Raw genomic sequence first — 25,751 nt, forward strand, 5'->3', positions numbered from 1 at the left:
ATTTCCATATGCTTCATACGTGTTTTTAAAATCTAATCTTTCTGTCTATTAACTAAAAAGGGATTTCTATAAACGCGATTTGATTTTAACATATAAGTCATTTAAGCTTTCATGAAATAGTAATAAAACTATAAAAAACTTAAATGACTTATATGTTTTAAAAATAGATTGTTACACCTCAAATCCTAATTTTTCTCTCACTCTTGCCAAAACACCATTCGCAACAGCCGAAGCTTTTTGAGCACCAATTTTTAAAAGTGCATCTACTTCGGGAAGGTTATTCATGTAGTAATTGTATTTTTCTCTTTCGGTTTTGAAAGTTTCTGTAATCAATTCAAATAAAGCTTGTTTAGCATGTCCGTAACCGTAATTTCCACCAAGGTAATTGGCTTTCATCGCCGCGATTTGTTCTTCGGTTGCCAATAAAGTATAAATAGCAAAAGCATTGCACGTATCTGGATTTTTAGGTTCTTCCAGCGGCGTGCTGTCGGTTTCAATACTCATCACCTGTTTGCGTAGCGCTTTATCATCCAGGAATATATTGATAATATTATTTGCAGATTTGCTCATTTTTCCACCATTGGTTCCTGGAATCAACATGCTGTCTTCCTGAATTTTGGCCTCCGGAAGTACGAACGTTTCTCCCATTTGGTGGTTGAAACGTGACGCTACATCACGAGTGATTTCAAGGTGTTGCAATTGGTCTTTTCCTACGGGAACGAATTCTGCGTCGTATAATAAAATATCGGCAGCCATCAGCATTGGATACGAAAACAAACCAGCGTTTACATCTTCCAGTCTGTCGGCTTTGTCTTTGAAAGAATGCGCTAATGTCAAGCGCTGAAAAGGAAAAAAACAACTTAAATACCACGATAATTCAGCTGTTTGCGGCACATCTGATTGTCTGTAGAAAACAACTTTATCCACATTCAAACCACACGCCAACCACGCTGCAGCAGTACTGTAGGTATTGGTTCTTAATGTTTCGCCATTTTTTATTTGTGTTATCGAATGTAAATCGGCAATGAAAAGAAACGATTCGTTTTCAGGTTTATTTGATAATGCTATTGCGGGAATTATTGCACCAAGTAAGTTTCCTAAATGTGGTGTTCCGGTACTTTGAACGCCTGTAAGTATTTTTGCCATTATTTCTTTTTTCTTAACCGCAAAGTTCGCAAAGATTTTCGCAAAGTTTGCAACGATTGTAAAGTTTTTCTAATAGGTAGTTTTCCAAAGCAAATTCTTTTATTATTATTCGCCTACGATTTCTTACTTTTGAACCTATGAGAGGATTAAAAATTATTTTTTGGGTACTGTGGCGCATTTGGTTTTATATTTTAATGGCCATTCCTATATTGGTGATGTTTCCTTTTCTGGTATTGTCTATTTTGACGGAAAGCGGTTATCCTTATTTTTTTAAGATGGCTCGTATTTGGGCAAAATTTATTCTTTTTGGGATGGGATTTTATTATAAAATAGACAAAAGCCAAGAAATGGAATACCAAAAAAGTTACATGATTGTTGCCAACCATACTTCTATGGCCGATATTATGTTGATGCTTGCCCTGACTAGAAATCCGTTTGTTTTTGTGGGTAAAAAAGAACTTTCAAAAATTCCTTTGTTCGGGTTTTTCTATAAAAGAACCTGTATTCTAGTGGACAGAAGCTCTTCAAAAAGTAGAATGGAAGTTTTTAACCGTGCTCAAAAAAGAATTAATCAAGGATTGAGTATTTGTATTTTTCCCGAAGGCGGCGTTCCAGATGATGAATCGGTGCTGTTGGATACTTTCAAAGACGGTGCTTTCCGATTGGCGATAGAACATGAAATCCCTATTGTTCCAATTACTTTTGCCGATAATAAAAAAAGATTCTCGTATACTTTTTTCAGCGGAAGTCCAGGAATTATGCGTGTAAAAATGCATTCGCATGTAGAGACTTTGGGAAAAACGGGTGTTGATCGCAAAGAAATTCGGGAAGAAGTACGCGAAATAATATACAACCAACTTATAGCTTTCGATTCTGAACCAATTAAAAGCTATAACTAATACCGGAATACAAACCGATAAATAGCGGTTTAAAGTCACCGGAGTTGTTCGAAAAGGTATTTAGCTGATATTTAACCATCGGTTCCACATTAATTTGGAATGATTTTATAATCTGGTATTTAAATCCTAACCCCACATTAGTACTGAAATGAACTTGATTTAGGTTTTTTGCTTCTCCTAATTTTACATTGGTTTCTGAGGAAACTAACGATATTTTATTCTGACTGAGAAATAAAGTACTTACACCTCCAATAACGTTAATGCCAAATTTTTTATCCAAAACAGCATAGGAAACTTCTAAAGGGACTTCATAATAGCCCATTTTTTGATTGATGGCGCCTGTATTTGTTTTTTGTAGGTCTTTTTCGAAAGTGATTAAACCGCTCATAGCAGATTGGTTTTTAATCTCAATTAATACATTTGAAGAATAATTAATATTTGCCAGATTATTATTGGCCAAACCGGTTGAGTAGACTACGTTATTCGTGTTGTATCCCAACGAGAGCTTGTTTATTCCGCTTCGTAAGGCTACTTTTTTAGAAACAGCATAATTTACCCCAACACCAAAACTTAAGCTGTTATCGCCCGTTTTTTGATTTTCTGAAAATTGAGGATCAATGGCAGAACCACCTGAATTTGAATTCAGATATACAGCAGCAATGTTTGGCGTAATTTGCCATTTGTTTTTTTGATTGAGAACCACAACTTCTTTTTCTTCTCCTTTTTTCTTTTTAAGGATTTCTTCTAATTCATTTGGAGTTTCAGTAGTATTTAATGGTTGTTTTTTTGAATCTGTTGCAGCAATTTTAGCATTTTCTCCTTCTTTTAAACCACTTTTTTCGAGTGTTTGATTTTGTGGAATATTTTCAAACCGGTTTTGGGTTTTTGTGTTGTTTTTTTCAGCAATAACAGCCGTAGTTTTTAGGTTATCAGTATTTGCTGTTGTTTGTTTTAGCGGTGAATTATTTTTTTGGAAATAAACAACAGAACCGTTTTGATTCTTCTCTTTGTTCGAATTGATTTTAAATCTATCAGAAGATATAATTTCTTTTTCATCTGTTTTTCCTGTTTTAATTTTGTTAACTACGACCTGAGGAATTGTTTTCAATTCTAAAGGATTACGCTCTTTTTTTGTTTTATCAAGAGTAGAATCCTTTCCTTCAAACGAATTTTTTAAAACTTTCGTGCCTATAACGACATCATTTTTTATTTCAATTTTGTTGTTTATGACTGTGTTCAATGCAAAAAAACCTAAAAGGAAAGCCGCGGCTATCCCAGAAGATTTCATCCAAAACGGAATCACTTTTCGATCCTCTTCTTTTTCTTTTAAAGAGGCTTGGATGTTTATCCAAACATGTTTACTTGGCTCTGATTCAAAATCTTTGAATCGCTCTTGAAACAATCGGTCTATATTTTTTTTGTCGTTCATTTTGCCAATGAATTTATTTTAATTTTTGTATGATGATCAATTTTTTCTTTCAAAATCGCTCTGGCTCTGGCAAGATTTGACTTTGTGGTTCCTGTACTGATTTTAAGCATTTCGGAAACTTCTTTATGAGAATATCCATCAAGTACATAGAGACTGAAAACTAATCTATACTGGTCTGGTAACTCTTGAATGATTTGCATTAGATACTCGATAGAAATATTTTCGTCTTCAATTTCGACTTCTTCCTCAGGAATATTGTCGTTTATGACCTCCATATATCTAACGCCTCTGAATTTTTGAAGGGCATTGTTAATTAATATTCTCTTTGCCCATCCTTCAAAAGAACCTTTAAAATTATACTGCTCAATTTTATCAAAAATGATCAAAAACCCATCCTGTAGATTGTCTTCGGCATCTGCATAATCACTGGAATATTTTAAACACACCCCAAAGAATTTTTTAGAAAACAATTGATACAATTGCTCTTGTGCCTTGGGGCAGTTTTTTTTACATTGATTAATTATTTGATCTAATACCACAGTTTTTTCAGTCATTAATTAATCACTGGAATTTCAACTTCTTCAAATATATTTTGACCATTGGCATCCTCACCTTTATAAAATTTAAAAATATAAGAACCGGTATTAGTTACATAAAAATTGAAAGAAACCTCGGATGGTGCTGGAATTTGTTGTGTACACACTTGATTAGTATTCAATGCCGTTTGAATTCCTATGGTTCTTGTATTTAAATTTTTATCATAATATATCCCTTGGAAAAAATGACATTCGGAAGGTCTTGTATACTTTAATTTTATCTCATAGGTGTTCCCTAATATAAATTTTTCGGGTAATGTATAGCTATCTACAGGTAGCACTTCAAAGCTGTAATTGGGTTGATCATCGTCAATACTACAGCCCGTCAGGGATAATAAAAAGAGGGTGAGTAAAACAATTTTTTTCATCTTTACTAATTTAAAAGTTAATACTATTCCGTCAGTTTAAAAAGCTTTATTGACGGTTTTCTTAATAGATGAAATTTTTTAAAAAGGTTGCGTTATAAATTAAAAAAACCCGATATTCTCGGGTTTTAGTTTTTATGCTTCTGCCAATTCTTTTATTCTGGCTTTAATTTTTTCTTCAAGTTCATCCGCTAGTTCCGGATTGTCTTTTATTAAAGACTTAACAGCATCACGACCTTGTCCTAATTTGGTTTCACCATAACTGAACCAAGATCCCGCTTTTTTGATGATTTCAAATTCTACTGCAAGATCTAAAATTTCTCCTGTTTTTGAAATTCCTTCACCATACATGATGTCAAATTCAGCGATTTTAAATGGTGGAGCTACTTTGTTTTTCACCACTTTTACTTTGGTTCTGTTTCCAAGGACATTATCGCCATCTTTAATTTGTGTGGAACGACGGATATCTAAACGAACCGAAGCGTAAAACTTCAATGCATTTCCTCCAGTTGTAGTTTCTGGATTTCCAAACATTACACCGATTTTCTCTCTTAATTGGTTAATAAAGAAAACAGTACAATTTGTTTTACTGATGGTTCCTGTTAATTTACGCAATGCTTGAGACATTAAACGAGCGTGAAGACCCATTTTAGAATCTCCCATTTCTCCTTCAATTTCACTTTTTGGAGTTAATGCGGCAACTGAGTCAATTACTACAATGTCAATCGCTCCTGAACGAATTAAGTTCTCCGCAATTTCTAAAGCTTGTTCTCCGTTGTCTGGTTGCGATATGATTAAGTTTTCGATATCTACCCCTAATTTCTCTGCGTAATTTCTATCGAAAGCATGTTCCGCATCAATAAAAGCAGCAATTCCACCTGCTTTTTGAGCTTCGGCAATAGCATGAAGTGTTAAGGTTGTTTTTCCAGAAGATTCCGGACCGTATATTTCAATAATTCTACCTCTTGGGTAACCGCCAACGCCTAATGCTAAATCGATTCCTAAAGATCCTGATGAGATAGTTTCCACTTCTTCAATGGCTTTATCTCCCATTTTCATCACCGTTCCTTTTCCGTACGTTTTGTCAAGTTTGTCAAGCGTAAGTTGTAGCGCTTTTAATTTGGATTCTTTCTCTGTACTCATCTTCTCTTTTACCTTTTCTTTCATCTATTTGTATTATTTTATAACTCTAAGAAACTGACAGAATGACTAATTATCCTGAAAATTTCATTTGTGTGCGAACATTTATTTTCGTAAAAATACTTCTTTTTTTAATGTGAATTTTCTCTTTCAAGAATATTTTAAATCTAATTTTCAATAAAAAATAAGTTGATTATTTGTGTTATAGGAACAAGGCCTTCAATTCAGTAGCTTCATGAGGATTTAATTTTCCTGCTAAAACTAGACTTAGTTGTTTGCGTCTCAATGCGGCATCAAAACGTTGTTTTTCCAGCTCAGTTTCCGGAACTATTTGTGGCACTTCTACAGGTCTTCCGGTATCATCAACCGCAACAAAAGTATAAATTGCTTCGTTGGCTTTGGTTTTGTTGCCAGACTCTCTGTCTTCTACCCAAATGTCAATAAAAATTTCCATAGAACTTTTAAACGATCTTGAAACTTTTGCTTCAACAGTAACAACACTCCCCAGCGGAATGGCTCTGTTAAAGGCAACGTGATTTACCGAAGCCGTAACTACAATTCTTCTGGAGTGTCTTCGTGCCGCAATACTCGCAGCGCGATCCATACGGGCCAATAATTCGCCACCAAAAAGATTATTCAAAGGATTGGTCTCACTTGGTAAAACCAAATCAGTTAATATAGTCAGGGATTCTGAAGGATGTTTTGGAGTCATGTTTTTTTATGTAAAAAGGAAATTGTTGTTTTTAATAATAGTATGGTTTTAGTTTAACCAATAAACTGCTAATATTGCAGGGATAAAATAGATAACAATTGTTCTGGCACCATCGTAATCTTTTGCTAATCGCTGTCCGAAAAGCAACATCAATAAAGTGATACAAGAGAAGACAGCTCCGTAAAAACCGAATATTCTGCCATTATTTACGAATAATTCAATGCAACCCACTACGCATAAAATACCAGAAATTAATTCTAATATTAGAATGTTAAGTAATGCTAACGGCACATGGTTTTTTAATGGAGTTTTGGCAAAATGACCTTTCAGCCAGTCGACATTATCTTTCCAATAAAACAGTTTGTCGTAACCAGATTGCAGGAAAGTAATGGCCAGAAAAATTAAAATTAAAATCGAAGTAATGTTGTTCATTTTTTTATTTTTTGTGAATTAAACGGGTAAGTTTTATAGATAAATCGGTTAAAATAATTTTTGCGTTTCCGTTGCGTTCAATGTGATACATAGCATCCGAAAGTTCTTTGAAAATATCATTTATGTTGTTGCCATTCACGAAAGGGGCAAAATTCTCCAATTTGAATTTTTCCACTTTTGGCTCTATGTAAACTAAACTTGCGGTTTGATAATTCAACAACAAGGCCTGACGGAACATATCGATACAAAAATGTAAAAACTTCTTTTGAGTTTCTCTTCCTAAACCGGCAATTTGTTCGCTCCATTGAATCAAATCCTGAATAGCCGCTGCGTTTCCTTTTGCTCTAAAAGCGGCTCGAACCCAATCAACAAACCATTTTTCAAAAAAAACCGATTCGCTGTCCGGTTGTAATAATTGCAATGCTTTGTTATAATTTCCTTGTGCTTGATGCGCTATTTTTAAGGCTTCTCTTGATTCCGTATTTTCTCTTGAAACTAATGCTTCAGCGATTATGGTTTCACTTAATCCGTTGAAATGTAGAACTTGGCATCGGGAACGAATGGTTTGGATAATATCTTCTTCGTTTTCTGAAATCAGAATAAAAACCGTTCTGTCGGTAGGTTCTTCGAGTAGTTTTAATAATTTATTGGAAGCTGCAATGTTTAGTTTATCAGCCATCCAAATGATCATTACTTTGTATCCGCCTTCGTAGGATTTCAACGCTAACGATTTCAAGATTTCCTGTGCATCATCAACCCTAATTTCTCCTTGTTTGTTTTTAACACCTAATATTTGATACCAATCAAACAAACTTCCGTATGGATTTAGGTTTAAAAAATCTCTCCATTCCGTGATAAAATCGATGCTTTTTGGTTTCGTTTTTACATCTTCGGTACTTACGGTTGGGTAAATAAAATGCAAATCGGGATGCGAAGTTTTCTGAAATTTGATGTTGCACGCTTCATTTGAACCCGAGTTTTCTGCGTTTTGATTGTTGCAAATGATGTATTGTGCATAAGCAATAGCCATGGGTAAAGTACCGCTTCCTTCAGGACCAACAAACAGTTGCGCATGTGGAATTCTTCCCAAATTAGCACTTCTTGTCAAATGACTTTTAATGTGTTCTTGTCCTAAAATTTCTGAAAATTGCATAAAGCAAAGATAGCAGAAAATGGTTTAGTCTAAAATTTTCGGATGCAAAGTTTTGTAGTATGAATTTTCAAATTTACAGCTGGATCAGGATATTTTTTAAGACATTTAATTTAACATATTTCAGAATTAAAAACAGTTATAATAATAAAAAGACACATTGTTTATTAATTTACATCGATTTCGTTACTAAAAACGGGATTTATTTGATTTCATCAAATTTATTAATAGTCTAAAAGTTCTATATTTGTTATCATTTTACAAATAAACAAACTAAAAATAGACCTAATGAAAACTTTAAACGATTTTGATTTCAAAAATAAAAAAGCCATAATCCGCGTAGATTTCAACGTGCCTTTAGATGAAAACTTCAATGTAACAGATGCAACTCGTATCGAAGCGGCAAAACCTACAATTGATGCTATTCTGGCTCAAGGCGGAAGCGTAATTTTAATGTCACATTTAGGCAGACCAAAAGGTGTTGAAGAAAAATTTTCATTGAAACATATCTTGAAAACAACTTCAGAAGTACTTGGAGTACCTGTTCAGTTTGCTTCAAACTGTATTGGTGAGGAAGCTAAAAATGCTGCTGAAAAATTACAAGTTGGAGAAGTTTTGTTATTAGAAAATCTACGTTTTCATGAGGAAGAAGAAGCTGGTGATGTTGCTTTCGCAAAAGAACTAGCGTCACTTGGTGATATTTATGTAAACGATGCTTTTGGAACTGCACACAGAGCGCACGCTTCGACTACAATTATCGCTCAGTTTTTCCCAACAGAAAAATGTTTCGGATTGTTATTGGCTAAAGAAATCGAAAGCTTGAACAAAGTTTTGAAAAACAGTAAAAAACCGGTAACAGCAGTTCTTGGTGGATCTAAAGTTTCTTCTAAAATTACGGTTATCGAGAATATTTTAGACAAAGTAGACCACATGATTATTGGCGGAGGAATGACTTTTACTTTTGTAAAAGCATTAGGAGGTAAAATTGGAGATTCTATTTGTGAAGATGACAAACAAGAATTGGCATTGGAAATATTGAGATTGGCTAAGGAAAAAGGAGTTCAAATTCACATTCCAGTTGATGTTGTAGCTGCAAATGCTTTCTCAAATACTGCCGATACTCAAATAGTTGATGTAAAAGAAATTCCTGATGGATGGCAAGGATTGGATGCAGGACCAAAATCTTTGGAAAACTTCAAAAAAGTAATTATGGATTCTAAAACTATCCTTTGGAACGGACCATTAGGTGTTTTTGAAATGGAAAGTTTTGCTAACGGAACCATTGCTTTGGGTAACTTCATTGCTGAATCTACTGCAAACGGAGCGTTTTCACTTGTAGGTGGAGGAGATTCTGTAGCTGCAGTAAAACAATTTGGCTTAGAAGATAAAATGAGCTACGTATCAACAGGTGGTGGTGCCATGCTAGAAATGCTTGAAGGTAGAACATTGCCAGGAATAGCAGCTATTCTTGACTAATACCGTATTGCTAAATAAATATAAACCGGTTTGATTTGTAATGATTTCAAATTAAAAACCGGTAACAAAATTCAATAAAAACCTTAGCGATACTATTTATCGCTGAGGTTTTTTGTTTTAAATTTCAAGAATTGTTTTTTTAAAGGGAATTTTGCCTCTAAAACCACTGAAAATTCTTTATAAAAGAACTAAAGATTACATTTTTAACAATATTTATAGAATTTTTTAGTTTAAACCTGTTAAGTTTGTAAAAACAAGCTTTGTAATCATTTGAAATATAGGTCTTTGATCGTAAAAATATGAATATAAAAAATACCACCCTATCGTTTTTTCTATTAGCATCCGTGCATTTATTTTCGCAAGAAACAGTTGTAAATAAAGATGTTGTAAGAGTAGAAACAAAATTATCCTATTTAGATTCCATCAAGAAAACCTTCATAAAAGATGACTTAGCATCTTGTGTTGACAGTTTGTGGATGAAAGAATTAACAAACCTGGATTTATACAACAACCTATCGGATGATATTAAGAACATTAATATTGACCAAATAGTCGATTATGAATTGCCAACTGCCCTTTTGAAAGAAAGATTGGCGGCAATGGATGCCAAATCACCTTTCAATATCGAATACAATCAAGGTCTGGAAAATATCATTAAATCATTTCTAAAAAATAGAAAAAAATCTTTTGAGCGCTTGATGGGCACATCAGAATATTATTTTCCGCTTTTTGAAGAAGCTTTGGCGAAACAAAATGTTCCTTTGGAGATAAAATATTTGGCTATTGTGGAATCGGCTTTGAATCCAAAAGCAGTTTCTAAAATGGGCGCCACAGGACTTTGGCAGTTTATGTATCAAACCGGAAAACAATACGGTTTGAAAATTGATTCCTATGTTGATGAACGCAGTGATCCATTGAGAGCCAGTGAAGCCGCTGCGCAATACATGACAAATATGTATAAAATATTTGGCGATTGGGATTTAGTTTTGGCGTCTTATAATTCTGGTCCGGGTAATGTTGCAAAAGCAATCAGACGTTCCGGGGGGCAACAAAACTATTGGAACATTAGAAAAAATCTTCCTAAAGAAACACAAGGATATGTACCTGCTTTTCTTGCTACAATGTACATTTATGAATACCATAAAGAACACGGAATTGTTCCTAACAGAGCATCAGTGAAGCATTTTGCCACAGATACGATTATGATTAAGAAGCAAATGACGTTCAAGCAAATATCAGATTTATTAGATGTTCCGGTAGCACAATTGCAGGTTTTGAATCCTTCATACAAGCTAAATGTGATTCCGTTTTATCATGATGAAAATCATTATTTGAGGTTGCCACAAGAAAAAATAGCCGTTTTTGCGTCTAATGAAGCTCAGATTTATGCTTACACTCAATATGAATCAGACAAACGTGAAAAGCCATTTCAGATTGAAAAAGCCCTGGCTGTAAAGGACACTGCGAATTACACGATTCAGAAGATTGCACTGCCAAAAACAGCGTATTATAAAGTAAAACGCGGAGATAATCTGACTATGATTGCCAGTAAATATGACGTTGATGTTTCAGACATAAAAAAATGGAATAAACTTAAAAGTAATGCTTTGGCTTATGGAAAAAGTTTAAAAATAGTGATTGGTGCTGATTTGACAACTTTAAAGAAGGAACCTAAAATGGAATTGGTTCCATCAGAGAAAATTTCGAGCAATCAAAGAATAGTCGCTTCTGAAGTGAAAGCCAATAAGGATGAAAGAACTAAAAAAACAACGCAACAAGAACCGATAATATCTAATGCACCTGCATTTTATGTGGTTCAAAAAGGAGATAATTTAGGAAGTATTGCAAAGAAATATGATGTTACCGTTGCCGAAATCCAAGAATGGAATCACCTTTCCAGTGATAATGTGCAATTAGGAGCTTCATTGCAAGTTGTAAAAAAAGAGTCTGACCGTAAAGAAGAATTAGTTTCAGCTCCGGAGCGAAAAGACATTGAATATGTTGTGTTACAAGGAGATAATTTAGGGAATATCGCTAAGAAATTTGGAGCATCATTAATGGATTTAAAACAATGGAATAATTTACAGGACAATACGATTGGCGTAGGCGCCACTTTGATTGTTGCCAAAGATGAAATTGTGATTAATACCAATAAAGCAACCGTAAATTCGTTTAAGAAAAAAACGAATATCACCGATTCTTCTAAGAAAGAAGCGATTGATTACTATGTTAAAAAAGGAGATTCCTTGTATAGTATTTCTAAAAAATATCCAGGAGTAACCATTTCTGACTTAAAAAAATGGAACGGTATTCGCAATGAAGAACTCAAGCCTGGAATGAAGTTAAAAATAAACGGATAATACGATAAACTTCTATAAATTTGGGTTTTATTTTATAATTGAATAGCAATGAATAAAGCCCATTTTTTATTTCTTCTGATTTCTCTGATGTTGTTTTCTTGTAAAAAGGAAAATGAATCTTTGCCGCGAAAAACTTCGGGGAAAATCAATACTATTTCAGTTATTATTGACGATCAGTTATGGAATGGTGATGTAGGAGACAGCATTCGAAACAAGTTTGCATCTCCGGTAATTGGATTGCCACAGGAAGAACCACTTTTCAACATCAATCAATATCCAGTTAAGCTTTTGGAAGGTTTTATGACTGATACCAGAGCGATTATTGTGATAAAGAAAGGCGATATAAACAAATTTGAGATTGTAAAAGATCAATATGCATCCCCTCAGAATGTATTTCATATTTCTGGTAAAACAAGTGCAGATATTATAGCAAGCATTGAAAAAAATGCGCCCAAAATGATTCAGCTGATCAAGCAGGCAGAAATAGCTGAAACACAGAAGATCAACAGTCAATCCCATATTGACCCTAAGGTAATTTCGAATAAATTCCACATCACATTGCAGGTTCCTTCCGGTTATGCATACGTGCTTCACAAAAGTAATTTTATGTGGTTAAAAAAGGAAATTATCGGTGGAAACACGAGTCTTTTAATTTATCAGGTTCCTTTAAGCTCGATAAAAAAAGATGGGGATTTAATCTCCAGTATTATAAAAATGAGAGATTCCATTGGGAAATTATACATCAGCGGAACCGAACCTAACACTACTATGATTACAGAGGAGGCCTATGCGCCATACCTTTCTAAGATTACTCTTAACGATAAGGAAACCTTTGAAACGAAGGGAACTTGGGAGTTAAATAATGATTTCATGTCGGGTCCTTTTATCAATTATGCCATTATCGATAAGGAATACAATCGAATACTGGTTTTAGAAGGTTTTTGTTATGCGCCATCCAAAGAAAAACGCGATCTGATGCATGAATTGGAATCTATTATAAAATCAGTAGATGTATTGAAAAGATAATCTTATTTTCTTTTATTTGTACAATACAAAAAACATAAAAAAGAGGCACGATGTTACAATGGAAAATTAAGGCGTTTGACGCACTAACGGTTCACGAACTATATGATTTGTTGCAATTAAGAAGTGAGATCTTCGTAGTGGAGCAAAATTGCGTTTATCTTGATCTTGACGGGAAAGATAAAGTAGCGTTACATCTTATAGGTGAATTTGACGGTAAAATTGTGGCTCATTCCAGATTATTCAAGCCAGGAATCAGTTTTGACAATGCTTCTATCGGTAGGGTAACTGTCGATGCTAATTATCGTGACAGAAAATGGGGACATGACTTAATGCGAGAATCAATTGCCGGTATTGCGTATCATTTTGGCGAAAGCAAAATCACTATTGGAGCGCAGTTGTATCTAAAAAAATTCTACGAAAACCACGGATTTGTGCAAACCAGCGAAATGTATCTGGAAGATGATATTCCGCATATTGAGATGAAAAGAGAATAATTAAATTTTCAAAATAAGAAACTCGACTCTTCGGTCTAGTTCTTCTCCTAAACCCGTAGGGAATTTATTTCCACACCCTGTGTATTTCATTCTAAGGCTGTTTATGCCTTTAGACATGAGGTATTTGTACACATTTTTGGCTCGATTCAAAGAAAGTTTTCTTTCGTGGCTGTCTTTATCGATGGCATCATCGTAATAGCTTGGAGTGCAACATACATGACCTTTAATCTCGAATTGTATGTTCTTTTGTTTTTGCAAAATTTTTGAAATTTTGTCTAATTCCACTTTGGATTGTTCCGTTAATTTGCTGCTTCCCAAAGGAAATAAAATAGTTTCTAGATAGACTCGGTCACCAACTTTATGATTGTCCTGAAAAGAGTTGTAAATTCCTTTTCCAAAACTGTTTTTCTTTACAATTAGTAAATCAACACGCCTATTTTTGGAACGGATTTCAGTTAAATTTTCAAAAGGATCATTTGTTAAAATCACCCGACCTTTCCCTTCGATAATAACAATTTTGTTTTTATTAAAACCATTTGAAGTCAGGATATCTTGAACTGTTTTTACTCTGTTGTCTGATAATTTATAATTGTAATCATTATCACCTCTATCGTCACAATACCCATAAATCTGAATGGATTCGACTTTTGCAGTATCTACTCTTTTTATAAAATCGACAATAGTTTGTATCTGGTCGTTATAAAGATTGTATTTATCAAATTCAAAATATACGGTTTCTGCGGTTTTAATTTGAGCGGTTAAGTAACTAAAAAAAAGCAAAAAGATTAGACTAAATAAGTTCTTCATTATATTTTTAAAATAGTCTTATACTCAGAGTTGTTGTTCAAAATGCTCACCGCTTTCTTAATCTCCGAATTGTTTTTTATGTAATATTGATACAATCCTTCTTGGTATTGATAGCGTTTAATGATTTCATCCAAAATCAGATTTTTAATTTCTTTTTGGTTTTTATCTAATAAAGCATTCTCACTTTTCTGAAGTGCAGTAAGCAATTGTTGGTATTCTGTAAGTATGGATTCCTCTATTTTTTCTTTTTTGGCTACAGCCAAAGTGTTTTTCAAAGCGAGTTCTGTTTCAGTGTCAAAAGAGAATTTTTGTACTTTTAAAAACTGTTTGAAATCCAAGAAATCAGCGTCAGTAACGGTAGGAATGCGGTTTCCTAAATCGGGATTTTTATAATAATAACTGGTTACGTAATTAAAAATTCCGTCATTTTTTATCAAGGCATCCGTTATTGGACTTAATTTTGCTTCCTCCAGTTCCACATCGGGTTGAATACCGCCACCATCATAAACGGTTCTCCCTTTTCTGGTTTTAAAAGCATTATAGTTTTTCTCTTCGGTCTTTATGGCTTTCCCATTTTTGTCTTTTCGGGTGTAATCTAATGCTTGAATACATCTTCCAGACGGCGTGTAATAGCGTGAAATGGTTACTTTTAGTTGTGTTCCGAAAGTTAAATCTACAGGTCTTTGTACCAATCCTTTTCCAAAACTACGGCTACCTACCACCACTGCACGATCTAAATCCTGCAAGGCGCCAGCCACAATTTCTGAAGCAGATGCACTTCTGCCATTGACAATAATAATCAAAGGGATTTCAGTGTCTACAGGATCTTTGCTTGTTTTATAGGTGCTGTTGTGTTTTTCTATTTTTGATTTTGTAGTAACTATAATCTCGTTTTTTGGAACAAATAAATTACAGATATTCACAGCTTCATTCAAAAGTCCGCCCGGATTATCTCTTAAATCCAAAACAATGCGTTCCGCACCGTCTTTTTTTAATTGCTCCAATGCTTCTTTGGTCTCGAAGGACGCTTTTTTGTTAAAATGAGACAATACAATATATCCGGTTTTGTCATCTATTTTTGCGAAAAAGGGAACCGATTTTATTTCGACTTCGTCCAGAATAATTTGAGTGGTGCTCATTTTTCCCTGACGGATGTATTTAATGTCAATCTTCGTGTTTTTAGTACCTTTAAAAAGCTGAGAAGCATCTTCTTTGAAATCAGATAACAATACATCGCCTATTTGAGTAATTTCATCACCCGCTTTAAGGCCGGCTTTATCCGCAGGGAAGTTTTTATAGGCTTCCTTGACGATTAATTTATCTTCTTTCCGAGTCAGTAGAGCGCCTATTCCAGTATATTCTCCAGTGTTATTTATCTTAAATCGCACCACATCCTGCTCGTTGAAATAAACGGTGTACGGATCTAAATTAGCCAGCATTCCTTTGATGGCTTTATCCATTAAGTCACCAGGATTGGTTTCATCGACATAATTTCGATTTAATTCCTTGAAAAGTGTGGTGAATATCTCGATTTGTTTGGCAATTTCGAAAAAATCGTCTTTGAAACTGGTTCCAATAAACAGAAATGCCGAAGCTACAACGGGAATTATGAATTTTTTTTTGAAGAAGTTCATAGGTTTAATTAACTAAATTTGAGACCACTAAAATAACAATAAATCATCAAACAATTAGGCAGGACTAAATCTAAACGCAACTTTGTTTAATAAGAATATGTCAAATGTTTAAATTTCAGAAATAGAATCGCTTTCTGATGCTGGTTTTTTAATGTTTTGAGCAATAAACTTCTCAAATAATTGAATTGTTTTGGTATTAATTTCCTCGTATGTCAAGCGATTTTTAGTTTGATAAAAAAACATAAAGGAATATGGTTGGTCCAGATTGTCAATCAATAGGTGTTTATTCAGTCGATAGGTTTCGCGTAGTACCCGCTTGAAGTAATTGCGGTCTACGGCTTTCTTAAAATTCTTTTTGGAAACAGAAACTCCCATTTTTATTTTTTCACTCGCGTCAAAAGAACCGGCTTTATACACCAATCGCAACGGATATTTAGATACTGATTTTCCTTCGGTAAATAATAATCCAATGGTTATTTTGCTTTTTAGCTTTTCGTTTTTTGGGTAAGTGAAGTTCATTTTAATATAAAAAAGACATTGATTTTGACGCGCAAAGTTACGATTAAACGTTGAGCCTGTATATTGTTTCGGATTTAAATACCGCTAAAAATATATTTCTTACTTTTGTGGCAAATTTTTAAAGCATGCAAAAACTAATTTCGTATCCCATTTCCGTAATTTATTATTTATGTTTCGGTCTTACATTGGTTATTTTTCATCCAATTCAGTGGGTTTGCTTCAATGTTTTTGGTTATCAAGCCCATAAAAAAAGTGTCGATTATTTGAATTTTTTCTTATTGAGATGCACAAATCTTTTGGGAACAACGTACAAATTTGAAAACATAGAAAGCATTCCAAAAGATGTTCCTTTGATTTTTGTGTCCAATCATCAAAGTATGTACGATATTATTGCTATGATTTGGTTTTTCCGCCGATTTCATTGTAAATTTGTCAGTAAGAAAGAATTAGGAAAAGGTATCCCGAGTGTATCTTTTAATTTACGTCATGGAGGTTCTGTTCTTATCGATCGTAAAGATCCCAAACAAGCCATTCCGGCTATCAAAGGATTATCAGAATATATTGAAAAACACAACCGTTCTGCAGTTATTTTTCCGGAAGGAACACGAAGCAAGACTGGTAAACCAAAAGAGTTTGCCCAAAGCGGTTTGAAAATTTTATGTAAATATGCGCCCTCGGCATATGTGGTTCCAGTAAGTATAAACAATTCTTGGAAAATAGTTAAATACGGGTTTTTCCCTTTAGGTTTAGGAAATCGCCTTACCTTTGTGGTACATAAACCGTTAGCGGTTAAGGATTATGATTTTGCTGATTTAATAGAAAAAACAGAAACAGCAGTTGTTCAAGGAATAAAAATTTAATTTATATATAATGTCAATAAAAAACATTCGATTAGAAGTAATGCAGTTTTTGGAAAAAAACGTAGACAGCTTTGTCGATCAGTATCTAATTCCAGTGGAGAAAATATGGCAACCAACTGATTTTTTGCCTAATTCCCAAAGCGATACTTTTTTTGATGAGGTCAAAGAATTACGCGAAATTGCAAAAGAATTACCATATGATTTCTGGGTAACTTTAGTAGGTGATACCATTACTGAGGAAGCTTTACCAACTTACGAATCCTGGTTAATGGACGTAGAAGGAATTGATAATGTAGAGCGTAACGGTTGGTCTAAATGGATCAGACAATGGACTGGAGAGGAAAATCGTCACGGTGATTTACTGAACAAGTATTTGTATTTATCGGGTCGTGTAAACATGCGCGAAGTAGAAATGACAACGCAGCACCTTATCAACGACGGTTTTGATATTGGAACCGGAAGAGATCCATACAAAAATTTTGTGTACACCAGTTTTCAAGAATTAGCGACATACGTTTCACACAACAGAGTAGCGCAAATGGCTAAGAAATATGGTGATAACAAATTGTCTAAAATGTGCAAAATGATTGCTGGTGACGAGATGCGTCATCATCATGCATATAGCGAATTTGTAAACCGTATTTTTCAAGTTGATCCAAGTGAAATGATGCTTGCGTTTCAATACATGATGAAAGCAAAAATCGTTATGCCGGCACATTTCTTGAGAGAATCCGGTGAAAAGATAAGCACTGCTTTCGAACAGTTTTCTGATTCGGCACAAAGAATTGGGGTTTATACCGCAGCGGATTATGTGGATATTATGCAAAAATTAATTGACAAATGGGAAATTGATAAAATTTCCGGTTTGACAGATGAAGCAGAAAAAGCCCGTGATTATTTGATGAAGTTACCAGGAAGAATGGCAAAAATTTCAGAAAGATTAGTCATTCCACAAGAATCACATATCTTCAAATGGGTTGAGCCAGCTTTAGTAAGATAGATTTTTGAGTTCTAAATAAAGAATAAAAATGTTGAATTTTGAAGTTGGAGAACTTTGAAATTCAACATTTTTTTTAAAATATAATAAACAATGACAAACCCTGATTTAATAAACAAAACGATTCTTTTTGTAAAAGAAAAACTAGAAAATGCCGAAGGCGGACACGACTGGTTCCATATCGAAAGAGTGTTTAAAAATGCTGTTCTGATTTCAAAAAATGAAGTTTGTGACGTTACGGTTGTGAAACTTGGGGCTTTGCTTCATGATATTGCCGACAGTAAGTTTCATGACGGAGACGAAACCGTTGGGCCAAGAATTGCCCGAGAATTTTTAGAATCAGAAAATGTTGATGAGGAGATTATCACTCATGTGGTGAATATCATTGAAAACATCTCATACAAAGGCGGTAATTTCGAAAAGAAATTCTCATCAATAGAATTAGATGTGGTTCAGGATGCAGATCGGTTAGATGCGATTGGCGCCATTGGAATCGCGAGAACATTCAATTACGGCGGATTTAAAAATAGAGCGCTATATGACCCTAATATCGCCCCAAATTCCAGTATGACAAAGGAAGAATACAAAAAGAATGATTCTCCAACGCTCAATCATTTCTACGAGAAGTTATTGCTCTTAAAAGATAAGATGAATACCCAAACCGGAAAACAAATTGCACAAGAAAGACATCATTATATGGAAGGATTTCTGGCGAAGTTTTATGCGGAATGGGAAGGGGAAAAGTAATATTTTTGATTGTGAAGACGCACGATAGTAGAGACGCACTGCAGTGCGTCTCTACAATGCAAATTGTTTTTTAAATTCCTTTTTCTTTCATCTCCAGAATAACATCCGAAGCGTTTTTAAAAGTGGGCGCTTGCTCAATAATGGTTCCCACTCTTTTTTTATTGAGTTTAAAGGTGATATCATTCTCCGTAGTAAATAGCAGCGCTGTCAAAAAAGGATTATTCATATACGGAGCCAATATAATAAAAGCTTCGTCAAGCGTATGGAAACTTTCTACTTCTTCGGTTTTGTAGCGCGCCGTAACCGAAAGACTAAATACGTCATTTTCCAATAAAACTGGACGCACATAAATATTTTTCAGTTCGGTATCACCAATTGTTTTGGCAAGCGTAAGTTTAGCGTAGGTATGGTTTTCGATACTTTCTTTTACCTTTTCCCAGAAAAGTACAAATACAGGTTGGAAGGACATATGTTGATTTTTAGATGATGTGTTATATTCCGAAACGGGTCTGTAAAATTAAGTGTTGTAAACCAAACAATCTCTTTTAAGGAAAGATTATTTTAAACGATAATCATTTATAAACTAAAAAGAGAACCAATGTGGCTCTCTTTTGTTATTATTTTCCGGTAAAAACTGCTTTTCTTTTCTCTAAGAAAGCCGTTGTTCCTTCTTTAAAATCTTCTGTTCCAAAGCATTTTCCAAAGGCTTTTATTTCGGCTTCATACCCATTTTTTCCTTCTTTGAAATTAGCATTGACTGCTTTTATGGCTTTGCCAATAGCATACGGAGAGTTCTTCATTATTTTATTTGCCACACTCACACAATAATCTAAAAGTTCGGCTTCTGGAACTACGTGATTTACCAATCCAGTTCTGTAGGCGTCCTGTGCCGTTACCATTCCTGCGGTCATAATCATTTCCATCGCACGCCCTTTTCCTATTAATTGTGGCAAACGCTGTGTTCCTCCGTAACCCGGAATTACGCCCAGTGAAACTTCAGGCAATCCCATTTTTGCATTCTCTGAAGCGACTCTGAAATGACACGCCATCGCTAATTCTAATCCGCCACCCAATGCAAAACCATTTACGGCTGCAATTACTGGAGTTTTTAAATTCTCTATGAAATCAAATAATTTTTCTTGCCCTTCTGCCGCTAATTGCGTTCCTTCTTCAATCGAGAAATGAGCAAATTCTGAAATATCAGCACCGGCTACAAACGCTTTTTCACCGCTTCCAGTTAAAATAATAACACGAATTTCATCATTTTTTCCTAAGTTTTTAAACGCTTTGTTCAAATCTGAAATGGTAGCAACATTCAACGCATTTAGTTTTGTAGGACGATTAATGGTAATCGTAGCAATGTTATTTTCGGTTGTAATTAAAAGATTTTCGTAGTTCATAATTATAATTTTAAGAGTTAATTATTGGAAGTGAAACCGTAAAAGTAGTTCCTTTTCCAAATTCAGTTTCAAAGGTAATCGTTCCTTTATAATTTTCGATTATGTTTTTTATTATTCCAAGACCAAGCCCCATTCCGCTGCTTTTAGTGGTAAATTTAGGTTCGAATATACGGTCAATGTCTTTTGGCTGAATACCAATTCCATTATCTGCAACAGTAATTAGAACGTTGTTTGATTCTTTCTTTACGGATACAATAATGGACTTGTTTTCCTGCTGTTCCGGAATGGACTGAATGGCATTCTTCGCTAAATTTGTGATAATTCGAATGAGTTGTGTTCGGTCAATTTTCGAAATAATTTCGGGAGAATCACTGTGAAATTCAATGTATTCCTCGTTGAAAATATCCATGGCGAGTTCTACCACTTCCACCACATTCAAGGTTTCATTTTGCTGCGCTGGCATCGATGCAAAATTTGAAAAAGCAGAAGCCACCGCACTCATGGTGTCAATTTGTTGAATTAACGTTTCGGAGTAATCGTTCATTTTCTGTTTTACATTGGGATCAGTTGGGTCAAATTTTCGCTGAAAACTCTGTACCGTTAGTCGCATTGGCGTAAGCGGATTCTTGATTTCGTGCGCCACCTGTTTCGCCATTTCGCGCCAAGCTTCTTCACGTTCGCTTTGTGCTAGTTTGATGGCACTTTTCTCGAGTTCATCCACCATTCCGTTGTATGCTTTTATCAAAAGATTAATTTCTTTGCTACTGGCTTCCAAAACAATTTTTTCGTTTTTTTGATTCAAACTCGTTTCGCTTAATTTATCTGAGATTGTTTTTAAGGATTTAGTGATGTAAGAAGAGAGAAAATAGGCTAGTGCAAACGCGACGATAAGCATAAAGGAATACACTTGTCCCAGTCGAATTAAAAAGCTTTTTAATTCGTTTTCATAATAGCCGTCGTCTTCTACGTAAGGCAGGTTTAAGATTCCTAATGGTTTAAATTTGTCGTCTTTAATTTGGCTGAAAGCAGAACGATTCTTTTTGCCATCAATAGTTTTAATGTCCACGTATCTTTTTTCAATCGAAGAGCGAACCAGTTTTAAAATGTATTTGGGAATTGGCGGGGCTACTTTATCAACAGAAAATGATTCTTTGGAAGACTTTAGCAACTTTCCGTCCAGACTGTAAATGTTAATTTCAATACTGTGGATTTGAGCTAATTCGTGTATTTTATCTTTGAAAATTAAATCTAAATTCTCATTTGTTAAAGGATATGTCGTGGTCGAAAGCACATAATTGATGTGTTCTTTTATCGCATCTTCTTTTCGTTCTAAACGCTCTTGGTGGTATTCTTTGGCTTCGTTTTTAAACTGAATAATAGAAATGGAAGCCAATAAAACCGAAGCCATTACTATCAATACAATCATCGAAAGGAAAATCCTGATTCGTAATGATAGCATTGATATTTTGAAGCTTTTAAACATATTAAGATTGATTTCTTTCTCTAATTTTTTTATAAAATTTAAACCCAAGCATTATCAAAATGGAAAATAAGAAAATCCCAATCACGCCATAAATCCAGTTGACCGCATTTTTTAAAATTACTAAAAAAACCACTGCAAAAAGGATAATCGTTGCGCCTTCATTCCACAACCGCATGAAAGTAGTGGTGTATTTTACCTCGTCATTTTGCAATTGCTTGAATATTTGTTGGCATTTGGCATGGTATAAATACAACACAAATACGAAGCCAAGTTTTACGTGCATCCACGGCATTTTTAACCACGCTTGCCCTAAATCTGTGAAAAACAGCATCCAAAAAGCAAAAATACTAGCTAAAACTGCTGACGGCCAAGTGATAATATACCACAAGCGATAGGTCATTATTTTGTACTGTTTTTGTAAAATTTCTTTCTCTGGCGAAGGTTTTTGAGCCGCCTCTATTTGGTAAACAAATAAGCGAACAATGTAAAATAATCCTGCAAACCATGTGATTACAAAGATGAGGTGTAAGGATTTAAGGTAATTATAGTATTCCATCGTTATTTTGAATCAGTTTTGTATTCATTTCTTTTTTTAGAAAATAGCCAGTTAATATAGTTGATAAAATATCTGCGATTGGGAATGCAATCCACACGCCAAAAATACCTAAAAAATTTGGTAGAATCAGCACTAACGGAATTAGGAAAAATCCTTGTTTGCTTAGCGTCAAAAGCAATGCTTTTTTTGCCTTTCCAGCAGCTTGAAAATAGGCCGCGCCAATGAGTTGAACGGCAATAATTGGCGAAGCCGCAAAAACCCAGCGCAACGCTTCCGGAGTTTGGTCAATTACGAGTGGATCAGTTGTAAAAACGGCAACAATAGGTTTGGCAAAAATTAGAATAACCACAAAAATCAGCGAGGCTAGAATTGCTGCATATTTTATTGAAAGCAGTACACTTTCTTTTACTCTTGAATAATTTCCCGCGCCATAATTGAATCCGGCAATTGGTAGAAATCCCTGCGTAATTCCCAGAATTGGAAACAAGGCAAACATCAACATTCGGCTGATAATTCCATAAATAGCAACTGAATGTTCGCCTCCATATGTGTATAAAGTATGGTTCAGGATTATCGCCAAAATACTCACGACTCCCTGTCTCGAAAACGTGACAAAACTCAATTCGGTTATTTCTTTGACAATGGGAATGTTGAATTTAAAATGTCTTGTTTTTAATTTTAGTTCGCTTTTAAAAACAAAAAACCAAAGTACAAATAAGAAGCAGGTAAAATAGGATATGGCTGTAGCCAAAGCCGCGCCAAACATTCCTAAATCTAAGTATTTGATAAAAAGAATGTCCAAGGCAATATTTACAAATGCTGGGATAATCATGGCAACCATCGCAAATTTTGCCTTGCCTTCTGCACGAATCACGTTATTACCCATCATGCAAAGTGCCAAAAATGGTACACTAATAATTATGGGAATAAAAAACTCTTTAGCGGGTTCCATTATAGCTCCTTTAGCACCAAAAAGCATTAGCATTTCGTCGCTAAAAAAAAGACCAAATAGCACAAAAACAGACGCCAATAAAAAAGTCATCATAATTTGATTACCAAAAGTCTGCAATGCTTTTTCCTTGTGATTCGCGCCTAATGCTCGGGAAAGTACTGAACCTCCGCCCACACCAATCGCCATTCCTAAAGAAGAAATCAAAAAGGTGATGGGCAAAACTACGGTTACCGCCGCAATGGCCAAAGAACCAATCCATTGACCCACAAATATGGTATCAATTAAAATATTAACCGACATGAATAAAATCCCAATAGAAGATGGAACTGCTTGTTTTATCAAGAGTTTTTTGATGTCCTGAGTTCCTAACTCATCGGCGTTAACAGCCATTTAAGCATTAATTTTTTCAGAGTCAACTTTAACGGTTGAAGAGGCGTTCGACCAATTTGAAATCCAGTTACTCACGGTTTTACACCAGTCATCACCGTCATTTAAACATGGAATTGCTTTGAAGTTTTCTCCTCCGTGAACTTTAAATTCATGATTGGCTTCCATGGCAATTTCTTCCAAAGTTTCCAAACAATCAGATACAAAAGCAGGTGTTACAACAGCAAGATTTTTAATTCCTTTTTCAGGCATTTTGTTCACTTCAACATCCGTGTAAGGGGTCAACCACTTGTCACCCGCTAATCGAGATTGAAAAGTCTGGCTGTATTTTCCTTCTGGGATTCCCAGTAATTTTACCACTTGTTTCGTCGTTTCGTAACATTGGTGACGGTAACAAAATTCATGTGCCGGCGAAGGCGTGTTGCAACAAGAACCATCAATTTTACAATGTGATTTCGTAATATCCGTCTTGCGAATGTGACGCTCAGGGATTCCGTGGTATGAGAATAATAAATGATCGTAATCAAAACCTTCTAAATGTCCTTTGATAGAATCAGCCAGGTTTTGTAAATAATCAGGTTTGTTATAAAAAGCAGGAACAATCGTAAATTTCATTTCTGGGAAATATTTTTTACGGTGTTCTTCAGCTAATTCTAGTATAGTAGTCGTAGACGCCATCGCATGTTGTGGGTACAAAGGGAAAAGCAGCACTTCGGTTACGCCTTTGTCATGCAGTTCTTGTAGACCAGATAATAAAGACGGATTTCCGTAACGCATGGCTAAGGAAACGGGAACGTCAACTAATTTTTGTACTTTTTCGTGCATTCTTTTGGAAATAACAACTAATGGAGAACCTTCATCCCACCATATTTTTGCGTAAGCGGCAGCTGATTTTTTAGGTCTTGTTTGTAAAATTATTCCACGAACTAGTAATGCTCGCAATAAAAACGGAACATCAATCACGTATTTGTCCATTAAAAATTCATCTAAATATGGTTTTACATCTTTAGCAGTTGGACTTTCCGGAGAACCTAAATTAACTAATAATACACCTTTCATGTTGTCTTTTTTTGTTGGTACAAAAGTAATTAAACTTACTTTTTTATAAATTGTGATTAACTATTTTTTATTTATTGTTTAATATAAGAAATCAATTGTTTACGGCATATTTGGGTTGATTGACATCAAATATTTTTTGGGCGTAGTGGCAAATTTCTTTTTGAATGCCGCTATGAAATGACTTCCGGTGCTGTACCCAATTTTCAATCCTACTTCATTTACGTTATAGGAACCGCTGTCGAGTAATTTTCGGGCAAAATCCATTTTGTAGTCAAATAGAAAACCATAAACCGTATCGCCATAAATTTGTTTGAAACCCATTTTTAGTTTCTTTAAATTCAAGCCTATTTCATCTGCTAATTCCTGTAATCCTGGCGGTTCGGCCATGTTGGCAATGATGATTTCTTTGGCTTTTCTAATTTTCATTACATTTTCCTCGTCTATTAAAAACGGACATTGTTCTGCGTTTGGATCTTCGGTTCTATTGAAATACAAGCTCAATAATTCGTATCCTTTTCCTTTGTAATACAGGTTTTTAATCGACGGATGCAAGCTGTAATGGAACAGTTGCGATAAAACAATTGCCATCGATGGACTTATATTTCCTTCGTTATAATATTTTTTATCTTTATTATCGGCGCTTAAAAAAGTAATATAATCAGCTTCTGTTGAAAATAAAGCGTGAAATTTCTTGATAGATATAATCACAGATATCACCCAGGAATTTGGGGCTAATTCCAAATTTAAAGGCAGTTCCTTTTGTGGGTTGTATAAAAGCAACGATTTTTCCTCTTTCAGTTCCAAAGCATAATTCCCTTGATTAAAGATGAATTTGGCGCTTCCTTTTAATCCAAAATGAAACTGAATCAGGCCACTGCTGACTTCACGTTGAGCGTTAAAATTTTCGATGCCGTCATTTTGAAAACGGATAAGCGTAAAGTCATCTTCAATTTTTATAATTTCCTGAGAACCCATAGCGATATTTTTTTAATATGAAAATCATAATTATCAAACCTTTTTATTTAGAACAACTCTAAATAACTTAATTCAAATGACTTGAATTCATTACAAAAATAGATTTTTTTACCATAAAATAAGCCATTAGAATTAAAAAATCACGAAGCG

At 34.6% G+C, this 25,751-nt stretch carries 26 protein-coding genes; 8 read left to right on the top strand and 18 right to left on the bottom strand.

What is annotated here, in order from left to right; genetic code table 11:
* Positions 1 to 171: 171 nt before the first annotated feature.
* Entirely contained in the window at positions 172 to 1,146 is a 975-nt protein-coding gene (trpS, locus tag ACNQF8_RS04370) for a tryptophan--tRNA ligase (protein ID WP_417950946.1), read from the bottom strand.
* Positions 1,147 to 1,283: 137 nt separating this feature from the next.
* On the opposite strand from trpS, the gene ACNQF8_RS04375 reads away from it, so the two are divergent.
* Complete coding sequence (locus tag ACNQF8_RS04375) at positions 1,284 to 2,045, top strand: lysophospholipid acyltransferase family protein (protein ID WP_417950947.1); 762 nt, start codon at positions 1,284 to 1,286, stop codon at positions 2,043 to 2,045.
* Here the strand turns inward: ACNQF8_RS04375 and ACNQF8_RS04380 are convergent.
* From ACNQF8_RS04380 to ACNQF8_RS04410, 7 genes are all read right to left on the bottom strand, one after another.
* On the bottom strand, positions 2,029 to 3,474 hold the full coding sequence (locus ACNQF8_RS04380; RefSeq protein WP_417952954.1) for a hypothetical protein: 1,446 nt from the start codon (positions 3,472 to 3,474) through the stop codon (positions 2,029 to 2,031). The genes ACNQF8_RS04375 and ACNQF8_RS04380 overlap by 17 nt on opposite strands.
* Positions 3,471 to 4,013: an RNA polymerase sigma factor gene (locus ACNQF8_RS04385; protein WP_417951288.1), complete on the bottom strand. Its 543-nt coding sequence runs from the start codon at positions 4,011 to 4,013 to the stop codon at positions 3,471 to 3,473. Before ACNQF8_RS04385 ends, ACNQF8_RS04380 begins: the two co-directional genes overlap by 4 nt.
* A 14-nt stretch (positions 4,014 to 4,027) precedes the next feature.
* The gene (locus ACNQF8_RS04390) at positions 4,028 to 4,438 is read right to left on the bottom strand and encodes a hypothetical protein (protein WP_417950949.1); all 411 of its coding nucleotides are present in this window, start codon (positions 4,436 to 4,438) and stop codon (positions 4,028 to 4,030) included.
* A 132-nt stretch (positions 4,439 to 4,570) separates the two neighbouring features.
* On the bottom strand, positions 4,571 to 5,578 hold the full coding sequence (gene recA / locus ACNQF8_RS04395) for a recombinase RecA (protein WP_099716226.1): 1,008 nt from the start codon (positions 5,576 to 5,578) through the stop codon (positions 4,571 to 4,573).
* Positions 5,579 to 5,777: 199 nt separating this feature from the next.
* Positions 5,778 to 6,287 carry an acyl-CoA thioesterase gene (locus ACNQF8_RS04400; protein ID WP_282714026.1) on the bottom strand — a complete coding sequence of 170 codons (510 nt, stop codon included), beginning with the start codon at positions 6,285 to 6,287 and terminating at the stop codon, positions 5,778 to 5,780.
* Positions 6,288 to 6,335: 48 nt separating this feature from the next.
* A complete protein-coding gene (locus ACNQF8_RS04405; protein ID WP_091166490.1) occupies positions 6,336 to 6,719 on the bottom strand; it encodes a DoxX family membrane protein in 384 nt (127 codons plus the stop codon).
* Between the two features lie 4 nt (positions 6,720 to 6,723).
* Entirely contained in the window at positions 6,724 to 7,872 is a 1,149-nt protein-coding gene (locus ACNQF8_RS04410) for a DNA polymerase III subunit (RefSeq protein WP_417950950.1), read from the bottom strand.
* 285 nt (positions 7,873 to 8,157) lie between these two features.
* Here ACNQF8_RS04410 and ACNQF8_RS04415 point away from each other — a divergent pair, with 285 nt between their 5' ends.
* From ACNQF8_RS04415 to ACNQF8_RS04430, 4 genes are all read left to right on the top strand, one after another.
* Positions 8,158 to 9,345, top strand: a complete 1,188-nt coding sequence (locus ACNQF8_RS04415; protein WP_417952955.1) for a phosphoglycerate kinase — start codon at positions 8,158 to 8,160, stop codon at positions 9,343 to 9,345.
* Between the two features lie 299 nt (positions 9,346 to 9,644).
* Entirely contained in the window at positions 9,645 to 11,705 is a 2,061-nt protein-coding gene (locus ACNQF8_RS04420) for a LysM peptidoglycan-binding domain-containing protein (RefSeq protein ID WP_417952956.1), read from the top strand.
* Between the two features lie 48 nt (positions 11,706 to 11,753).
* Positions 11,754 to 12,731, top strand: a complete 978-nt coding sequence (locus tag ACNQF8_RS04425) for a DUF4837 family protein (RefSeq protein WP_417952957.1) — start codon at positions 11,754 to 11,756, stop codon at positions 12,729 to 12,731.
* Between the two features lie 50 nt (positions 12,732 to 12,781).
* A complete protein-coding gene (locus ACNQF8_RS04430) occupies positions 12,782 to 13,225 on the top strand; it encodes a GNAT family N-acetyltransferase (RefSeq protein WP_417950954.1) in 444 nt (147 codons plus the stop codon).
* Here ACNQF8_RS04430 and ACNQF8_RS04435 read toward each other — a convergent pair whose 3' ends face one another.
* From ACNQF8_RS04435 to rnpA, 3 genes are all read right to left on the bottom strand, one after another.
* Positions 13,226 to 14,032, bottom strand: coding sequence for an OmpA family protein (locus tag ACNQF8_RS04435; protein ID WP_417950955.1), 807 nt, complete (start codon positions 14,030 to 14,032; stop codon positions 13,226 to 13,228). It lies immediately after the preceding gene.
* Complete coding sequence (locus ACNQF8_RS04440; protein WP_417950956.1) at positions 14,032 to 15,666, bottom strand: S41 family peptidase; 1,635 nt, start codon at positions 15,664 to 15,666, stop codon at positions 14,032 to 14,034. The genes ACNQF8_RS04435 and ACNQF8_RS04440 overlap by 1 nt, the downstream gene beginning before the upstream one ends.
* 108 nt (positions 15,667 to 15,774) lie before the next feature.
* On the bottom strand, positions 15,775 to 16,185 hold the full coding sequence (gene rnpA / locus ACNQF8_RS04445) for a ribonuclease P protein component (RefSeq protein WP_417952958.1): 411 nt from the start codon (positions 16,183 to 16,185) through the stop codon (positions 15,775 to 15,777).
* Positions 16,186 to 16,310: 125 nt separating this feature from the next.
* Here rnpA and ACNQF8_RS04450 point away from each other — a divergent pair, with 125 nt between their 5' ends.
* From ACNQF8_RS04450 to ACNQF8_RS04460, 3 genes are all read left to right on the top strand, one after another.
* A complete protein-coding gene (locus ACNQF8_RS04450) occupies positions 16,311 to 17,045 on the top strand; it encodes a lysophospholipid acyltransferase family protein (RefSeq protein ID WP_417950958.1) in 735 nt (244 codons plus the stop codon).
* A 10-nt stretch (positions 17,046 to 17,055) separates the two neighbouring features.
* A complete protein-coding gene (locus tag ACNQF8_RS04455) occupies positions 17,056 to 18,045 on the top strand; it encodes an acyl-ACP desaturase (protein ID WP_196852559.1) in 990 nt (329 codons plus the stop codon).
* Positions 18,046 to 18,135: 90 nt separating this feature from the next.
* On the top strand, positions 18,136 to 18,789 hold the full coding sequence (locus tag ACNQF8_RS04460) for an HD domain-containing protein (protein ID WP_417950959.1): 654 nt from the start codon (positions 18,136 to 18,138) through the stop codon (positions 18,787 to 18,789).
* A 70-nt stretch (positions 18,790 to 18,859) separates the two neighbouring features.
* Here ACNQF8_RS04460 and ACNQF8_RS04465 read toward each other — a convergent pair whose 3' ends face one another.
* The 7 genes from ACNQF8_RS04465 to ACNQF8_RS04495 all read right to left on the bottom strand — a co-directional run bounded on the left by ACNQF8_RS04465 (position 18,860) and on the right by ACNQF8_RS04495 (position 25,601).
* Positions 18,860 to 19,258, bottom strand: a complete 399-nt coding sequence (locus ACNQF8_RS04465) for a hypothetical protein (protein WP_315205576.1) — start codon at positions 19,256 to 19,258, stop codon at positions 18,860 to 18,862.
* A 148-nt stretch (positions 19,259 to 19,406) separates the two neighbouring features.
* Entirely contained in the window at positions 19,407 to 20,189 is a 783-nt protein-coding gene (locus ACNQF8_RS04470) for an enoyl-CoA hydratase/isomerase family protein (protein WP_417950960.1), read from the bottom strand.
* Positions 20,190 to 20,199: 10 nt separating this feature from the next.
* Positions 20,200 to 21,615, bottom strand: coding sequence for an ATP-binding protein (locus ACNQF8_RS04475; RefSeq protein WP_315206214.1), 1,416 nt, complete (start codon positions 21,613 to 21,615; stop codon positions 20,200 to 20,202).
* A 58-nt stretch (positions 21,616 to 21,673) separates the two neighbouring features.
* Entirely contained in the window at positions 21,674 to 22,228 is a 555-nt protein-coding gene (locus ACNQF8_RS04480; RefSeq protein ID WP_417950961.1) for a CopD family protein, read from the bottom strand.
* On the bottom strand, positions 22,215 to 23,570 hold the full coding sequence (locus tag ACNQF8_RS04485) for an MATE family efflux transporter (RefSeq protein WP_417950962.1): 1,356 nt from the start codon (positions 23,568 to 23,570) through the stop codon (positions 22,215 to 22,217). Before ACNQF8_RS04485 ends, ACNQF8_RS04480 begins: the two co-directional genes overlap by 14 nt.
* Complete coding sequence (hemH, locus tag ACNQF8_RS04490) at positions 23,571 to 24,626, bottom strand: ferrochelatase (protein ID WP_315205564.1); 1,056 nt, start codon at positions 24,624 to 24,626, stop codon at positions 23,571 to 23,573.
* Between the two features lie 99 nt (positions 24,627 to 24,725).
* Positions 24,726 to 25,601: a helix-turn-helix domain-containing protein gene (locus ACNQF8_RS04495; RefSeq protein WP_315205562.1), complete on the bottom strand. Its 876-nt coding sequence runs from the start codon at positions 25,599 to 25,601 to the stop codon at positions 24,726 to 24,728.
* Positions 25,602 to 25,751 lie beyond the last annotated feature (150 nt).

This window comes from Flavobacterium labens (assembly GCF_048286755.1).
In the GTDB taxonomy this organism is placed as follows: Bacteria; Bacteroidota; Bacteroidia; order Flavobacteriales; family Flavobacteriaceae; genus Flavobacterium.

Excerpts from the sequence above, each read along its gene's own strand:
- ACNQF8_RS04405 (WP_091166490.1), bottom strand. The coding sequence starts at position 6,719 with ATGAACAACATTACTTCGATTTTAATTTTAATTTTTCTGGCCATTACT.
- ACNQF8_RS04470 (WP_417950960.1), bottom strand. The coding sequence starts at position 20,189 with ATGAACTACGAAAATCTTTTAATTACAACCGAAAATAACATTGCTACG.
- ACNQF8_RS04390 (WP_417950949.1), bottom strand. The coding sequence starts at position 4,438 with ATGAAAAAAATTGTTTTACTCACCCTCTTTTTATTATCCCTGACGGGC.
- ACNQF8_RS04460 (WP_417950959.1), top strand. The coding sequence starts at position 18,136 with ATGACAAACCCTGATTTAATAAACAAAACGATTCTTTTTGTAAAAGAA.
- ACNQF8_RS04495 (WP_315205562.1), bottom strand. The coding sequence starts at position 25,601 with ATGGGTTCTCAGGAAATTATAAAAATTGAAGATGACTTTACGCTTATC.
- ACNQF8_RS04415 (WP_417952955.1), top strand. The coding sequence starts at position 8,158 with ATGAAAACTTTAAACGATTTTGATTTCAAAAATAAAAAAGCCATAATC.
- ACNQF8_RS04485 (WP_417950962.1), bottom strand. The coding sequence starts at position 23,570 with ATGGCTGTTAACGCCGATGAGTTAGGAACTCAGGACATCAAAAAACTC.
- ACNQF8_RS04450 (WP_417950958.1), top strand. The coding sequence starts at position 16,311 with ATGCAAAAACTAATTTCGTATCCCATTTCCGTAATTTATTATTTATGT.
- hemH (WP_315205564.1), bottom strand. The coding sequence starts at position 24,626 with ATGAAAGGTGTATTATTAGTTAATTTAGGTTCTCCGGAAAGTCCAACT.
- ACNQF8_RS04425 (WP_417952957.1), top strand. The coding sequence starts at position 11,754 with ATGAATAAAGCCCATTTTTTATTTCTTCTGATTTCTCTGATGTTGTTT.
- ACNQF8_RS04410 (WP_417950950.1), bottom strand. The coding sequence starts at position 7,872 with ATGCAATTTTCAGAAATTTTAGGACAAGAACACATTAAAAGTCATTTG.
- ACNQF8_RS04455 (WP_196852559.1), top strand. The coding sequence starts at position 17,056 with ATGTCAATAAAAAACATTCGATTAGAAGTAATGCAGTTTTTGGAAAAA.
- ACNQF8_RS04465 (WP_315205576.1), bottom strand. The coding sequence starts at position 19,258 with ATGTCCTTCCAACCTGTATTTGTACTTTTCTGGGAAAAGGTAAAAGAA.
- ACNQF8_RS04420 (WP_417952956.1), top strand. The coding sequence starts at position 9,645 with ATGAATATAAAAAATACCACCCTATCGTTTTTTCTATTAGCATCCGTG.
- recA (WP_099716226.1), bottom strand. The coding sequence starts at position 5,578 with ATGAGTACAGAGAAAGAATCCAAATTAAAAGCGCTACAACTTACGCTT.
- ACNQF8_RS04475 (WP_315206214.1), bottom strand. The coding sequence starts at position 21,615 with ATGATTGTATTGATAGTAATGGCTTCGGTTTTATTGGCTTCCATTTCT.
- trpS (WP_417950946.1), bottom strand. The coding sequence starts at position 1,146 with ATGGCAAAAATACTTACAGGCGTTCAAAGTACCGGAACACCACATTTA.
- ACNQF8_RS04375 (WP_417950947.1), top strand. The coding sequence starts at position 1,284 with ATGAGAGGATTAAAAATTATTTTTTGGGTACTGTGGCGCATTTGGTTT.
- ACNQF8_RS04380 (WP_417952954.1), bottom strand. The coding sequence starts at position 3,474 with ATGAACGACAAAAAAAATATAGACCGATTGTTTCAAGAGCGATTCAAA.
- ACNQF8_RS04440 (WP_417950956.1), bottom strand. The coding sequence starts at position 15,666 with ATGAACTTCTTCAAAAAAAAATTCATAATTCCCGTTGTAGCTTCGGCA.
- ACNQF8_RS04400 (WP_282714026.1), bottom strand. The coding sequence starts at position 6,287 with ATGACTCCAAAACATCCTTCAGAATCCCTGACTATATTAACTGATTTG.
- ACNQF8_RS04430 (WP_417950954.1), top strand. The coding sequence starts at position 12,782 with ATGTTACAATGGAAAATTAAGGCGTTTGACGCACTAACGGTTCACGAA.
- ACNQF8_RS04435 (WP_417950955.1), bottom strand. The coding sequence starts at position 14,032 with ATGAAGAACTTATTTAGTCTAATCTTTTTGCTTTTTTTTAGTTACTTA.
- rnpA (WP_417952958.1), bottom strand. The coding sequence starts at position 16,185 with ATGAACTTCACTTACCCAAAAAACGAAAAGCTAAAAAGCAAAATAACC.
- ACNQF8_RS04480 (WP_417950961.1), bottom strand. The coding sequence starts at position 22,228 with ATGGAATACTATAATTACCTTAAATCCTTACACCTCATCTTTGTAATC.